Below are 14,156 nucleotides of genomic sequence, written 5' to 3' on the forward strand. Positions count from 1 at the left end.
AAACATAAAAAAAGCCTACCAACCAAGGTAGGCCTTATATTTTTATAACCTACTACTTCACATACTGAATTGTAGTAGACACTTCATTTTTACTGTCAAAAAAGCCTTGATCAGACATCCATTTATCGCTATACACTTTACTCATATATCGTGACCCATGATCTGGGAACACCACAACAATCTTATCTGTTGCCTTAAATTCGCCTTCAGCATTTAATTGTTTTAATGCTTGCATTGCAGCACCACTAGTATAACCAACGAATATACCTTCCGTATTAGAAATTTCTCTTGCTGTATGTGCACTCTCTTCGTCTGTTACTTTAACAAACTTATCTATTAAATCGAAATCTGTTGCCGTCGGGATTAAATTCTTTCCTAAGCCTTCTATCCGATATGGATAAATCTCCTTTTCATCAAACTCACGTGTTTCATGGTACTTCTTTAAAACAGAACCATAAGCATCAACACCTATAATCTTTACATTTGGATTTTGCTCCTTCAAGTATTTTGCAATACCAGAAATCGTTCCACCTGTTCCACTACAAGCAACTAAGTGCGTAATTTCACCGTTAGTTTGATTCCATATCTCTGGACCCGTTGAATTATAATGTGCATCAATGTTTAATTGATTGAAGTACTGGTTAATATAAATAGAACCTTTAATTTCTTCATGTAAGCGTTTAGCAACCTGATAATAGGATCTAGGATCATCAGCGTTAACATGAGCTGGACAAACATAAACCTTCGCACCCATTGACTTTAACATGTCAATCTTATCAGCTGAAGATTTAGAACTTACAGCAAGGATACACTCATATCCTTTAATGATACTCACCATAGCGATACTGAAACCCGTATTACCAGAAGTCGTTTCAATAATCGTATCGCCAGGAGATAAAATTCCCTGACGCTCAGCTTCTTCAATGATGTGTAATGCTATTCTATCTTTAGAGGAATGACCTGGGTTAAATGCTTCAACTTTTGCGAAAAAGTTACCATCAAAATCAGAGGTCATTTTATTGAGTTTGATAAGGGGTGTACTACCTATTAACTGTAATACATTATCAAATACATTTTTGTTGTTCTCCATAAATGTTAATTTCTGTTATCTAAAACGAAGTCGTATAGACACATAAAACCTTGCAAAAGTAACATTTTTTTTTGAACTAGCTCGAAATACCTTCCAAATCTAAAAGGAAGGCAAATTCTTCAGCCTCTTCCTTAAGACTTTCGAATCTTCCAGAGGCTCCACCATGACCTGCATTCATGTTGGTTTTAAGGTACAATTGGTTACTATCTGTTTTTAATTCACGTAATTTTGCAACCCATTTTGCAGGTTCCCAATATTGGACCTGAGAATCGTGCAATCCAGCGGTAACTAGCATATTTGGATAAGATTTAGACGTCACATTATCGTAAGGTGAATACGACTTCATATAGTCATAATAGAGCTTATCGTTAGGATTACCCCATTCATCATATTCTCCAGTCGTTAACGGAATAGAATCATCTAACATCGTGGTAATTACATCCACAAAAGGGACGGCGGCAACAACTCCGTTATAGAGTTCTGGGGCTTCATTAATAACAACTCCCATTAACAATCCCCCAGCACTTCCACCCATAGCATAAAGATGCTTAGAAGAGGTAAATCGTTCCTTAATTAAATAGACAGAGCACGCAATAAAATCAGTAAACGTATTTTTCTTTTTTAGAAGTTTTCCATCTTCATACCAAGGTCTACCTAAATACTCACCTCCTCGTACATGAGAAATGGCATAAATAAACCCTCGATCTAACAAGCTCAATCGAATCGTTGAAAAATAGGGATCTACTGTCGATCCATAACTGCCATATGCATATTGTAACAATGGGCTGTTTCCATCTTTTTTAACACCCTTTTTATAGACCAAGGATATTGGAATTTTTGTACCATCATTAGCAGTTGCCCAAATACGTTCAGACACGTAATTGTCCTTGTTAAATGCCCCGCCTAAAACTTCCTGCTCTTTAAGAACACGCCTTTCTTTAGAAATCATATTAAACTCAATGACTGAAGCAGGAGTTGTAAGTGCGTTATAACCAAACCTAAGTATGTTAGTGTCGAACTCAACATTAGTAGTCGTATAGGCTGTATACGTTTCATTATCAAAAGGCAAATAGTAATCATCAGTATTATCCCACCGCATTATTCGAATTTGGTTAAGACCATTTCGTCGCTCACTAACTACCAAGAAGTCTTTAAAAATATCTACGTTTTCGATCAGGGTATCTGCTCTATGTGCTATGACTTCTTCCCAACTTTCCATAACCCTATCCGATTCATTGCATCGCATCAGTTTAAAGTTAGTGGCCTTGTCCTTATTGGTTAAAATGTAAAATTGATCTTGATAATGTGAAATACTGTATTCTAACCCACGTACTCTCGGATAAAACACCTCAAACTTACCATTCGGATCATTTGCGTTGAGTAGATGATACTCATTAGTTAATGTACTATAACACGCAATGATAATATATTTTCTGGATTTGGATTTATAAACCGTTGTCCCGTAGGTATCGTCTTCCTCTTGAAACACTAACACATCCTTAGTTTTACCCAAGGTATGTCTATAAATTTGATAGGCTCTTAAGGTAACCTCATCTTTTTTAGTGTAAAATAAAGTTTGGTTATCATTTGCCCAACTCGATGAACCTGTCGTATTAGGTATGGCATCGGACTTTATTTGCCCAGTCGTAAGATCTTTTACATATATGGTATAATTACGACGCCCTGTTTTATCAATTCCGAAAGAGACTAAGGTATTATCAGGGCTTATGCTAATTCCTGCTAATTTAAAATAGCGCTCTCCCTCTGCCATCGCATTACAATCAAATAGTAATTCTTCAGGATTATCCAAACTATCTTTCTTACGCAAATAAATAGGATAATCTTTTCCCTTTTCAAATTTTGTAATGTACCAATACCCATTGTATTTGTAAGGTACAGAAGAATCATCCTCTTTTATCCTTCCCTTCATTTCCTCAAAAAGATCCTTTTGAAAGGCTTTTGTATGCGCCATAGACTCATCACAATAGGCATTTTCAGCATTTAAGTAATTTATGACTTCAGGATGTTCCCTATCCTTCATCCAAAAATAATTATCGATACGTATGTCGTTATGCTTCTCTAATTGTTGCGGTTTTTTTTTCGCTAACGGTGCCTTTATTATAGAATTGGATGCCATTATTTTTAGGAAAATTTTAATCTATAAAGTGGCGCAATTTACTAATTTTGCATCGTAATAATTAAAAAGAAGCGATTATGTTTGGAGATATGATGGGTATGATGAGTAAATTGAAAGACGCTCAAAAAAAAGTTGAAGAGACCAAAGAACGGCTACATACCGTACTTATAGACGAAGAAAGTAATGACCATAAACTAAAAGTTACTATTACAGCAAACCGTACAATTAAATCTATTGCTATAGATGACGAGCTGTTACAAGATAAAGATATGCTTGAAGATTATTTAATTCTTACCTTAAATAAGGCTATTGAGAAAGCTACTAGTGTGCATGAAGCCGAAATAGCAGCTGTGGCTAAAGCTGGAATTCCTAATATTCCAGGAATGGATATGTTTTAGTAATCCGATTTTAATGTACTATGAGCCAATTATTTAACAATCCCTGATAATAATTCTAAATAAAACTTTTTAATATTTTACCACATAACACAGGGGATAAAATTACCCCTTAACAACATATATAATCGACTAACTACCTGTTAAACTGGTCATATCCGAAACTTTTGCGCTTGAACTAAAAAGTGCTGATTATCAAATGTTAAGATATATATTTGTTTCATAGATGCTATTAACTAAAATTACTTGTAATGAAACAATTATCTAAATTAATCTTATTGACGATGCTTGCTATTTTCGCATCGTGTCAAAACGAATCAACCGAAGAACAAAGCCTTGACGAGCAAAGAGGTGCTATCCGTGAAATTGACGGAAGGGTTGTTGGGGATGGTGAATTAGACGCAGACTTAGTCTTTGATCCTGCAACACAAGAAGTTGCTGAAAGAGAAAATGATGGTCTCTCTGTAGCTGTTCTTAATTCAACTACTGCTAATTCGGAAATTGCTTACATCGAGTCTTTATTACCTGAAACTGTAAATGTAACTACAACAGCAAAGCCTGGTGCTAATGCTTACTTCGATTTATCAATCTCTGACCCATCTGGATTTTTATCTGGAACAGAAATCCCAGCATGGTGCGCTGATCAGGATTTAAGCCTAAATGCTAATGAAACTTTAGATTTTGATGTGTATTCATCTTATGGTGATTTACCAGAAGGAAGATTTGAAGTACCGGAAAATTTTGATAAAGTAAACTGGTTATTAAACCAAACAATTGTTGGTGAAAGTAGTCCTAATGGACTAGGCGAGTATACTTTTGGTCATATTCAGTATGCAATTTGGCTATTAGTAGACGACTCAGTATGTCAAGTTTGTACGTTCTTAAGTGATCCAACTGGAAACTGGAATGCTGATGGTAACGATATTGCTAAAGCTGAAGAACTTAGAGACTTGGCTCTGAATAATGGTGATGGTTTTGTACCAACTTATGGTGAGCAATTAGCCGTTGTATTAGTGCCTGAAGGTAAACAATCAGTTGTAATAACTGTAGAAGTTACTGAGCAACCTTGTAGTGATTGTATCGGTAAAGTAGATCATATTACTTTTAACTGGGATTGGCACAGAAGCTATAGAGTACAATTAGTTCAGCGTTATGAAAATACTTGTTATGGCGTTTTAATCTACAATGATATTGTAAATGCTGGTCAAGATTTCTCAGTAGAAGGCTATAACCATGATGGCTCGTTTGGTAAGTGGATATATGTTTTCTTAAACGGGTGTTACTACACTAAATTTAGAACAGATTGTAACTTAAATATTGGACCTGGCTATAAGCGTGGTGTAATCGAAGTTGTTGAAGGTACAAGTACACATGGTGGAGAATTATGTGAGTACGAAAACAACTATCACTGCTGGTGGTAATTCAGAAATTAAAAATCTCTGATGCTAAGACTAAATATGTAGCAATTAACAATAACAAAAGAGGAGACCCAAACGTCTCCTCTTTTTTTGCTCTCTATGAAATTCTTTTTTATAACTCTTGTAATGCTAATAAAAGCTTCATATGCATGTCATCAGTATAGTCTAAATGCGTCACCATTCTTAGCTTACGACTTCCCATACCAATTATGTGGATGTGCTTTTCGCTAAGTTTATTTAAAAACTCCGTTTCATCAATATGATCTTTTAATTCAAAAATGATAATGTTGGTTTCTACAGGCTCTACCTTTTTTACAGATGCCATCTTTTTAAGAACCTCACCAATGGCTTTAGCTTTTTTATGATCTTCTGCCAAACGCTCCAAATGATTATCTAGAGCATATAAGCCTGCAGCGGCTAAATAACCGACCTGACGCATACCGCCACCTAGAATTTTACGCACACGCATTGCCCCTTTCATAAGATCTTTATTACCTAATAAAACAGATCCAATAGGACATCCTAAGCCTTTGCTCAAGCAGACAGAAATCGTATCAAATAATTCACCATATTGCTTAGGATTTTCATTTTTTGCAATAAGCGCATTCCAAAGTCGGGCTCCATCAAGATGAAACCCCAAATTATGGCGATTAGCAACCTCTTTAATTTGTTTCAATTCTTCAAAATCCCAACACGCACCACCACCTTTATTGGTTGTGTTTTCAACAGCAATTAAAGAGGTTAATGGACTATGATAAAAATCTGGAGGATTTATTGAAATTTCCGCTTGATTAGCTGTAAACATACCACGATGACCATCGATGAGTTTACATGAAATGCCACTGTTAAATGAAGCACCACCACCCTCATAATTATAAATATGAGCATACTTATCACAAATAACTTGTTCCCCTGGATTGGTATGAAGTTTTAATGCCGTCTGGTTAGCCATACTCCCTGTTGGAAAAAACAAAGCTTCGTCCATACCAAATAGTTCCGCTAAACGCCGCTCAAGGGTATTCATTGATGGATCCTCCTTATATACATCATCTCCAACCCTAGCACTTAACATGGCCTCTAGCATACCATTCGTAGGTTTAGTCAGTGTATCACTCCGTAAATCTATTTTCATTTGTGTTTTTTTTATAAAATTAACTCGTTGATTTCTCAATTTTAGAGACTATTACATTTTTTGTTCGCCAAAAAAACTTGTAAATCATTGGTAAAGGGTCTTTCAAAGCAAAGCCTAATGATGTGTTTCTTTTTAAAAATCTAAAATTAAATAATAGTCTTGGCTGTTTTACGACCTGCCTTGTTAATCCTTTAAGATTAAAGTAGGGTATTCGCAACCCTTTGTCATTAGGAATTATTGCGTTCAAAGTAAGCAAACAGCATAAGTACGGAAAATTAATTCCAGCAATAGCTGATGCATCTGTATTTATCCAAAACCTAGGATTAATTTCTATGACCTTATATGTATTGTCCAATCTATCGAATCGCACATCAACATTTGCTACACCTGACCATTGCATACTCTTCATAAGTTTAGAAAGTAATTTGTATACTTCGGGTTCGTCAAAAAAATCGAAACCAATCTGTGGACTGGATTCCTCTCGAAGATAAACGCTACCTCTTTGCATGTTATATGTCTCAATCTCACCGTCAAGACATAAAACATTACACGAAATATCATAACCTTCAATATACTCCTGAATAATTGTATCACATGCATAAGTTCGTGTCTCACAATACGCATTCACAGCGTCTTTATCAATTAAAACTTTAATTTGTTGTCCACCACCAAAACCTGTAACTGGTTTTACGATAACAGGAAAATCAAAATTCAAATCTTCAGGAATGCTTTTGGATTTTACAATTACACTTTTAGGGCATGCTATACCATTTTTTTTTAAATGAAGATATAAGGCGCCTTTTTCTATTGCTATTTCAAATTCCTTCAAACCTGGCAAGGGACATAACTTATCGATATGCTTGAGTTGTGCCTGATGAACAATTAATTTTCGAATACCTAGTTCGAACACAGGAAGAATCACATCAATTTGTGACTTTTCTACTGCTGAATTGATGTTTTGAATCCAACCAGCAGTATCTGTTTTTGGATAAAACAATAAACGCTTTACATTTCGTGAATATTTCAAATAATTGTGCTTATTTGATGTCATAACAAACACATCTATTTCTTTTTCAAGAGAAAGACAATTCAGTACTTGAAGTACAAGCGAGGTATGATCATCACCATCTGGAATTAAAACATTTATTGGTGTTTTAATAGTACTCTTCATAAAATTATGTGCACAACTTATTTTATTCTTAATTATACTTACAAACTGAACTACCTATTGGTGAGCCATCTGGAATCTTAGGTGACATTTCAATTTGAAATTGTTCAGGATGCTTAAAATATGCTTTGATCATCATACCATATTGAATACTCATGGCGTCTTTAGATACGAACTTTTGAGACAATTCTAATAGTCTCTTATTAGCAATCGCCTTGGTGTGAAAATAACTTTCTGTATTAATGGCTAAATTCATAAGGTATTTTAAAATATTCACATTCACTAGATGCTGAATCTCCTGCAAATAAGCATCGTCATTCATTGTACTAAAGTTTTGTGTTAACACAGACACCACATCGTCTAATGACAATTGTCCATCATCCAAACTTTTCTGTAACACCAAGCGATTCGCACGTTGTGGATGCAATAAATATTTTAAAGTCATATCACTAGCCGTATTGGCAGCACTCAAGGGATCAAAGGTTACACCTGTTTGCCCTTTAAAAGACTCTCGTGATCTCCCATAGCCAAAAGCTCTAGGTGGAAATAGACCCAATTTATCCTTTGGAATGGCCAAAGTTTCTGGTTCTAAGGTTTTAAGGATAACTTCTAATGTCTCGCGTTGTAAGGCAACAGCCACTGGTTTAGTTATGGCTTGTTCATCGCCTTTTGTCGCGTAATTATAATCCAATCCGCCAATTACTTTCGTGGCGGCTTCTACTTGGTAACGATGATAAAAATATAAGGGTACAAAAACATCTTCTAACACAGAGTAAGGCTCGTAACTTCTAATATTATCTTCCGAAAAATTCGAAATAGCTTGTGCACGTAAAGCTAATACATTGTTGAGCTCTTCAGCAGCCGTAGCACCATTATCCCAAAGATGTGCTAAAGCATGAGCCCCTCCAGCAGCTCTAGCATCTGAATCTGTTATAAAGCGTAGCCCATCATCTTGTGCCTTCTTCAAAATAGCATTTAAGGCCTTTGTTTCATTAGTACGCCTATCAAATTCGGAATAACTATAGGCTACAGTCACCTTATCCCAATCCCCAATACCTGTGGCATAGGCTTCACTAAAATCTATCTCATCATTCTTAAGCTCTATTTGAGGATGTGGATAATCCATTACAGACGCGCGATTATTTGTACTTGCTGCAAAATTGTGAGCAAATCCTATGGTATGCCCTACTTCATGAGCACTTAATTGCCGTATTCTAGCCAAAGCCATATCTAGCATCGGCTGGTAATTGTCATCACGATCAGCAAAAGGTTGATTCATCAAAGCTTGGGCAATCATAAAATCTTGCCGAATACGTAGACTTCCTAAGCTAACATGCCCTTTTATAATTTCACCTGTTCGTGGATCGACCACAGAACCACCATAACTCCACCCTCTTGTACTGCGGTGTACCCATTGTATCACGTTATAACGGCAATCCATAGGATCGGCATTATCTGGAAGTATCTTTACCTGAAAGGCGTCTTTAAAACCAATGGCATCAAACGCTTGGTTCCACCAGCGCGCACCATCTAATAAAGCCGAACGCACAGGCTCTGGAGTACCAGGATCTAGATAATAAATTATTGGTTCTTTGGCTTCGCTACGTCGCAGTTTAGGGTTTTTCTTTTCCAATCGGTGTCTTATCACAAATCGCTTTGTTATGGATTCTTGAATCGGTGTGGCATAATCCATGTAAGACATAGAAATGGCACCACTGCGCGTATCAAAGGCTCTTGGCTTATAGTTGCCATCTGGCAATTTGACAAAAGAGTGATGCTGAACCACCGTAACCAATGATGCTGTTGGAGTTACACTTCGCAGATTGCGACCTGTTGGTTGCCCTTTAAAGGTTAGCAAGGCTTCGAATTCTACATTATTAGGAAAGGCCTTGGTGCGCTCTAAAGCTAAAGCACTTTTAGACGCATCAATTTTATAGGTACCCTCTTTTCTCGATTTTAATCGATTTGCCACGTGATGCGCATCCTGCATTAAAAACGGTGTCATATCAATGATGTATTCTCCATTTTCTTGGGACAATATTTTAAAACCAAACAATACTGATTTCGCAAAAGCTTGCTCAATACTTTTCTTTTCCAATTGGTTAGAGGTATTGGCACGGTACTTTAAATTAGGTTGTATGAGCAAAAGCTTATTTCCAGCCTTTTCAAAATAGACCACGCGGTTATTACCCAATTGCCCTCTATCCAAGCCAATATCATTACTTCCAACGCCAGAGGCTAAAGAATTTACATATAGGAAATCTTGATTAAGACGTTTCACTTTTAAGTAGATTTTATCGGTATTGTCTTCATAATAAAAGTCAAAAAATCCTTCATAGGTTTTGAGATTATCTTTCTTTAAAATCTGGGCGTTCACCTGAAAACAGATACCAAAAAACAATAGTAGCCAAAAGTGTTTTTTCATGTTGCTTAAATTGATTGTTAAAGCTACGGAATTTCTAAAAAATGCATTCAAAATTATGGCACTTTAATAGGGCATCTTATATTTGCACAAAGACTACAATTTTATGATAACATCAGATCAAATAAAAGATCTTAATTCCCGTCTAGATACACTTAGACAGTATCTTTGACTTAGATGCTAAGCTTATAGAAATCACCAACGAAGAAGAGCAGACTTTCGATCCTAATTTTTGGAATGACTCCAAAAAGGCCGAACAGGTGATGAAATCCATTAGAGAAAAAAAGAGCTGGGTCAAGGATTATAATAATGCCAAAGAGTTTTTTGAAGATCTCGAAGTTATTTATGAATTCTATAAAGAAGGGGAAGCAGAACTCAGCAATGTAGAATTGCGTTATGGTAAAGCTGTTAATGCCATTGAAAAGCTAGAATTTAAAAACATGCTTTCTGAAGAGGGAGATAGCTTATCTGCTGTTTTGCAGATTACGGCTGGTGCTGGTGGTACTGAATCTTGTGATTGGGCTAGTATGTTGATGCGCATGTATTTTATGTATGCTGAAAAGAGTGGCTATAAGGTGAAAGAGCTCAACCATCAAGAAGGTGATGTGGCCGGCATTAAAACAGTAACTTTAGAGATAGAAGGCGACTATGCTTTTGGATGGCTCAAAGGTGAAAATGGTGTACATCGCTTGGTACGTATATCGCCATTTGATAGTAATGCCAAGCGACACACGAGTTTTGCCTCAGTTTACGTATATCCTTTAGTAGATGATTCTATTGAAATAGATATTAATCCAGCAGATATAGAAATCACAACAGCACGATCAAGTGGTGCTGGAGGACAAAATGTAAATAAGGTAGAAACGAAGGTACAGCTGCTGCATAAACCTACAGGTATTCAAATTCAGTGTTCAGAAACGCGATCGCAGCACGATAATAGAGCGCGTGCATTACAGATGCTGAAATCGCAATTATACGAAATTGAATTGCAAAAGCAGATGGCACAGCGCGATGATATTGAAGCCAGTAAAATGAAAATTGAATGGGGAAGCCAAATCCGTAATTATGTGATGCATCCATACAAATTGGTGAAGGATGTCCGATCTGCCCATGAGACTGGCAATGTTGATGCGGTAATGGATGGGAACTTGGAACCGTTTTTAAAGGCTTATCTCATGATGATGGGGCAAAAAGAAGACACGTCTAATAAGCTATAAATGAAAACAATAGATACGATAATATTCGACTTAGGTGGAGTGCTCATAGACTGGAACCCAGAATATGTATTCTTAAAAGAGTTTGAAGGAGACCGACATAAAATGCAGTGGTTTTTCGATACTATTTGCACCAACGATTGGAATGAAAACCAAGATGCAGGTTATTCTTTATACAAAGCCACGCAAGAACGTATTGCCCTATTTCCAGAGTACGAAAACTATATCAGAATGTATTATGGCCGTTGGACAGAGATGCTCGGAAATGCCAAGCAAGGCACTGTTACCATTCTTAAATCTCTTGTGGCCAACCCAAACTACAAAGTAGTAGCCTTGACCAATTGGAGTCATGAGACCTTCCCCTTTGCACAAATTAAGTTCGACTTTTTAAGTTGGTTTGAGGGCATTGTAGTTTCAGGTGAAGAACACACACGAAAACCCTTTAAAGATATCTATGAGATTACTTTAAATCGTTTTAACATAGTCGCAGAAAAGGCTATTTTTATTGATGATAGCCATAGAAATATAAAAGCCGCAGAAGCTTTAGGTATAAATGGCATACATTTTGAATCACCAGAAGCGTTACAAACACAATTAGCTAACTTTAATATTAGTTTATAATTATGATTACCATTTACCATAATCCAAGATGCAAAAAGTCCAGAGAAGGCTTAGCCATTATAGAAGCCTCGGGACAGGATTTTGAAATTGTAAAGTATCTAGACGATCCCTTAACTGCTAATGCCTTAGCAGATATCATTTCAAAATTAGACATAGCACCAATGGACTTGGTGCGTAAAAATGAAGCCATTTGGAAATCGGATTATAAAGGAAAACACTTGAGCGATGCACAAATCATAGATGCTATGGTACAGCACCCTAAACTCATTGAACGACCAATAGTTATTAATAATACCAAAGCTGTGGTGGGCCGACCACCAGAGACTATAAACAAAATTTTATAAGATGAAGAAAATTGTATTTGTGGCCTTTGCCCTACTCTTAGGATTTAATACATATGGTCAAGGACGCAGAGACCGGATGGGAAATCCAATTGTGCAGCGTGAGCCAACAGATAAGGATATTGAAAATTACAAGCGCAAAGTAGAAGAACGCAAAGAAGAGTTTATTGCTAATTTCTTAACGACCTTAGAGGCCGATGATTTTCAAAAAGAAATCATTAAGCAATACCTCAATTCATATTTCGACGAAAAACAAAAGCTCTACAAAATTAAATACGAACGTAGTTTCGATCGTCAGCAAGCGGTTAAGAAATTAGATGATTCGCATTTCAAAGATCTTGAAGACCTCATTTCTACAGGCGATATGACCAAAATTAAGGAGATGATTCAGGGAGACTTCGACGAACAGGAAGTTAAAAAAGAGAAAAAGAAGAAAAGGAAGCGCCGCAAAAATAAAGACAAAGACGAAGGATAAGTACTCTAAATAGAGGTATTAAGAATCGCTATTTGTCTTTAACAAAAGATTAACCAATCTCACCACAAGTAAAGGTAGTTTTGCACATCTAAAAGCAAAAACCACTGACCACTTTTTATGAGATTATCAATTCTTTGCGCTGCTTTATTGCTATCTAGCCTTATTAGCTATGGGCAAGAAGACATTACTGTTTCTGGAAAAGTCCTAGAAACTGACACCAATATTCCTTTAGAATATGCCACCATAACCTTTAAAACTACAACAGATAATAGCGTTGTCACTGGGGGCATAACCGACACCAAAGGTAAATTTAGTATCGAAGTCCCAGCAGGTACTTACAATATTTATGTAGAATACATCTCTTACAAAACCAAAGAATACCTCAATAAAACCTTAAACAATTCCATTAACTTAGGTACAGTGAGTTTGGCTTTAGATACAGCCGTTTTAGATGAAGTAACTGTAGTTGCGGAACGCACCACCGTAGAAATAAAGCTCGATAAAAAAATCTATAATGTTGGTAAAGACCTCACGGTTAGAGGTGGTACTGAGAGCGACGTGCTCGATAATGTTCCTTCCGTTTCTGTAGATGTAGAAGGTGCAGTATCCTTAAGAGGAAATGAAGACGTCCGTATTTTAATTAACGGAAAACCCTCCGGACTGGTAGGTTTAAATTCAACCGACGCCCTACGCCAATTACCAGCAGAAGCGATTGAACGTGTGGAAGTGATTACCTCACCATCGGCACGTTACGATGCCGAAGGCTCTGCAGGTATTCTTAATATTATACTACGTAGAAGTAAGTTGCAAGGCTTAAATGGCGCCATAACAGTTAATGGTGGTTATCCTACACAGGCTGGTGTGTCTGGGAATATAAACTTTAGAACAGGCGACGTTAATATCTTTAGTACCACCAGTTATAACTATAGAGAATCTCCAGGAAATGCCCTAAACGAAACCGAATTTTTTAATGGAGTCGATCCGAGTACCTTTTTAATTGAAGATCGCGAATTTGATCGTCAAAGTAAAGGCTATAGCACCAACACAGGTATTGAGTGGTATGTTAACGAAACCAGTTCTATAACCGCAAGTTTGGTGTATCGCGATAGTGATGACGAAAGCAACACCTTTAACCTTACGGAACGTTTTGACGCTAACAATAATCTCTTAGAGCGCATTGAGCGTCGTGATCCTGAACTTGAGGACGATAAGACCGTACAGTATTCTTTAAGTTACGATAAGCAGTTTAATGGAGACAGCCAGCATAAACTCACCTTTGATTTTCAGTATGAAGACAGTAGAGAGATTGAACAATCCTTGATTAACCAAAATGGTTTTGATTCTGAATTTGTAGAAACCGACGAAAGCCAGGATCGTATCTTATTACAAGCCGATTACGTGCAGCCAATTAAAGAAACCGGACAGTTTGAATTTGGTTATCGTGGTGAATTTTTTGATCTACTCACCGATTATTTGGTAGAACAGAGTTTTGACCAAGGCCAAACCTTTGAAGTTAATACCGACCAGACCAATACGCTAAATTTTAAACAGCATGTGAATGCATTTTACACCCAATATGGCAATAAAATAGGTGAGAAGTTCTCGTATTTATTAGGTTTACGCTACGAAGGCACACGCATTACCATTGACCAAATGACCAGTGGTGATTTTGAAAAGAAAGACTACCACCAGCTCTTTCCTACGGTGAATTTGGCTTTTGAACTCTCAGAAGATGAAAATATT

Annotated in this window: 12 protein-coding genes; 7 read left to right on the forward strand and 5 right to left on the reverse strand. The window is 36.7% G+C overall.

Annotated elements, in window-relative coordinates:
* Positions 1 to 52: 52 nt before the first annotated feature.
* Entirely contained in the window at positions 53 to 1,090 is a 1,038-nt protein-coding gene (locus HRU49_RS04150; RefSeq protein WP_296354452.1) for a cysteine synthase family protein, read from the reverse strand.
* Positions 1,091 to 1,166: 76 nt separating this feature from the next.
* Entirely contained in the window at positions 1,167 to 3,227 is a 2,061-nt protein-coding gene (locus HRU49_RS04155; protein WP_296354454.1) for a S9 family peptidase, read from the reverse strand.
* 77 nt (positions 3,228 to 3,304) lie between these two features.
* Here HRU49_RS04155 and HRU49_RS04160 point away from each other — a divergent pair, with 77 nt between their 5' ends.
* Together HRU49_RS04160 and HRU49_RS04165 are read left to right on the forward strand one after the other, a co-directional pair.
* Entirely contained in the window at positions 3,305 to 3,625 is a 321-nt protein-coding gene (locus HRU49_RS04160) for a YbaB/EbfC family nucleoid-associated protein (protein ID WP_296354456.1), read from the forward strand.
* A gap of 248 nt (positions 3,626 to 3,873) precedes the next feature.
* Complete coding sequence (locus tag HRU49_RS04165) at positions 3,874 to 5,043, forward strand: hypothetical protein (protein ID WP_296354458.1); 1,170 nt, start codon at positions 3,874 to 3,876, stop codon at positions 5,041 to 5,043.
* Between the two features lie 109 nt (positions 5,044 to 5,152).
* Here the strand turns inward: HRU49_RS04165 and HRU49_RS04170 are convergent, their stop codons facing one another.
* Genes HRU49_RS04170 through HRU49_RS04180 form a run of 3 tightly spaced genes read right to left on the reverse strand, consistent with a single transcriptional unit; the run spans position 5,153 to position 9,765 of the window.
* Positions 5,153 to 6,172 carry a GntG family PLP-dependent aldolase gene (locus HRU49_RS04170; protein WP_296354460.1) on the reverse strand — a complete coding sequence of 340 codons (1,020 nt, stop codon included), beginning with the start codon at positions 6,170 to 6,172 and terminating at the stop codon, positions 5,153 to 5,155.
* A 19-nt stretch (positions 6,173 to 6,191) separates the two neighbouring features.
* Complete coding sequence (locus HRU49_RS04175; protein WP_296354462.1) at positions 6,192 to 7,343, reverse strand: ATP-grasp domain-containing protein; 1,152 nt, start codon at positions 7,341 to 7,343, stop codon at positions 6,192 to 6,194.
* A 28-nt stretch (positions 7,344 to 7,371) separates the two neighbouring features.
* On the reverse strand, positions 7,372 to 9,765 hold the full coding sequence (locus tag HRU49_RS04180; RefSeq protein WP_296354464.1) for a zinc-dependent metalloprotease: 2,394 nt from the start codon (positions 9,763 to 9,765) through the stop codon (positions 7,372 to 7,374).
* 103 nt (positions 9,766 to 9,868) lie between these two features.
* On the opposite strand from HRU49_RS04180, the gene prfB reads away from it, so the two are divergent.
* From prfB to HRU49_RS04205, 5 genes are all read left to right on the forward strand, one after another.
* Positions 9,869 to 10,979 (forward strand): peptide chain release factor 2 gene (prfB, locus tag HRU49_RS04185; RefSeq protein ID WP_296354466.1). Its coding sequence is split into 2 segments (ribosomal slippage): positions 9,869 to 9,931 and positions 9,933 to 10,979, totalling 1,110 coding nucleotides; the frame shifts between segments, so codons are not numbered across the junction.
* Positions 10,980 to 11,597 carry an HAD family phosphatase gene (locus tag HRU49_RS04190; RefSeq protein ID WP_296354467.1) on the forward strand — a complete coding sequence of 206 codons (618 nt, stop codon included), beginning with the start codon at positions 10,980 to 10,982 and terminating at the stop codon, positions 11,595 to 11,597.
* Positions 11,598 to 11,599: 2 nt separating this feature from the next.
* Positions 11,600 to 11,941, forward strand: a complete 342-nt coding sequence (gene arsC, locus HRU49_RS04195) for an arsenate reductase (glutaredoxin) (RefSeq protein WP_296354469.1) — start codon at positions 11,600 to 11,602, stop codon at positions 11,939 to 11,941.
* Position 11,942: 1 nt separating this feature from the next.
* The gene (locus tag HRU49_RS04200; RefSeq protein ID WP_296354471.1) at positions 11,943 to 12,413 is read left to right on the forward strand and encodes a hypothetical protein; all 471 of its coding nucleotides are present in this window, start codon (positions 11,943 to 11,945) and stop codon (positions 12,411 to 12,413) included.
* Positions 12,414 to 12,530: 117 nt separating this feature from the next.
* Positions 12,531 to 14,156, forward strand: a 1,626-nt coding sequence (locus HRU49_RS04205; RefSeq protein WP_296354473.1) for an outer membrane beta-barrel protein, incomplete at its 3' end; no start/stop codon positions are given.

The organism is Winogradskyella sp. (assembly GCF_013213975.1).
In the GTDB taxonomy this organism is placed as follows: Bacteria; Bacteroidota; Bacteroidia; order Flavobacteriales; family Flavobacteriaceae; genus Winogradskyella.

Coding starts and splice junctions, on each gene's coding strand:
- HRU49_RS04150 (WP_296354452.1), bottom strand. CDS start 1,090: ATGGAGAACAACAAAAATGTATTTGATAATGTATTACAGTTAATAGGT.
- HRU49_RS04155 (WP_296354454.1), bottom strand. CDS start 3,227: ATGGCATCCAATTCTATAATAAAGGCACCGTTAGCGAAAAAAAAACCG.
- HRU49_RS04160 (WP_296354456.1), top strand. CDS start 3,305: ATGTTTGGAGATATGATGGGTATGATGAGTAAATTGAAAGACGCTCAA.
- HRU49_RS04165 (WP_296354458.1), top strand. CDS start 3,874: ATGAAACAATTATCTAAATTAATCTTATTGACGATGCTTGCTATTTTC.
- HRU49_RS04170 (WP_296354460.1), bottom strand. CDS start 6,172: ATGAAAATAGATTTACGGAGTGATACACTGACTAAACCTACGAATGGT.
- HRU49_RS04175 (WP_296354462.1), bottom strand. CDS start 7,343: ATGAAGAGTACTATTAAAACACCAATAAATGTTTTAATTCCAGATGGT.
- HRU49_RS04180 (WP_296354464.1), bottom strand. CDS start 9,765: ATGAAAAAACACTTTTGGCTACTATTGTTTTTTGGTATCTGTTTTCAG.
- HRU49_RS04190 (WP_296354467.1), top strand. CDS start 10,980: ATGAAAACAATAGATACGATAATATTCGACTTAGGTGGAGTGCTCATA.
- arsC (WP_296354469.1), top strand. CDS start 11,600: ATGATTACCATTTACCATAATCCAAGATGCAAAAAGTCCAGAGAAGGC.
- HRU49_RS04200 (WP_296354471.1), top strand. CDS start 11,943: ATGAAGAAAATTGTATTTGTGGCCTTTGCCCTACTCTTAGGATTTAAT.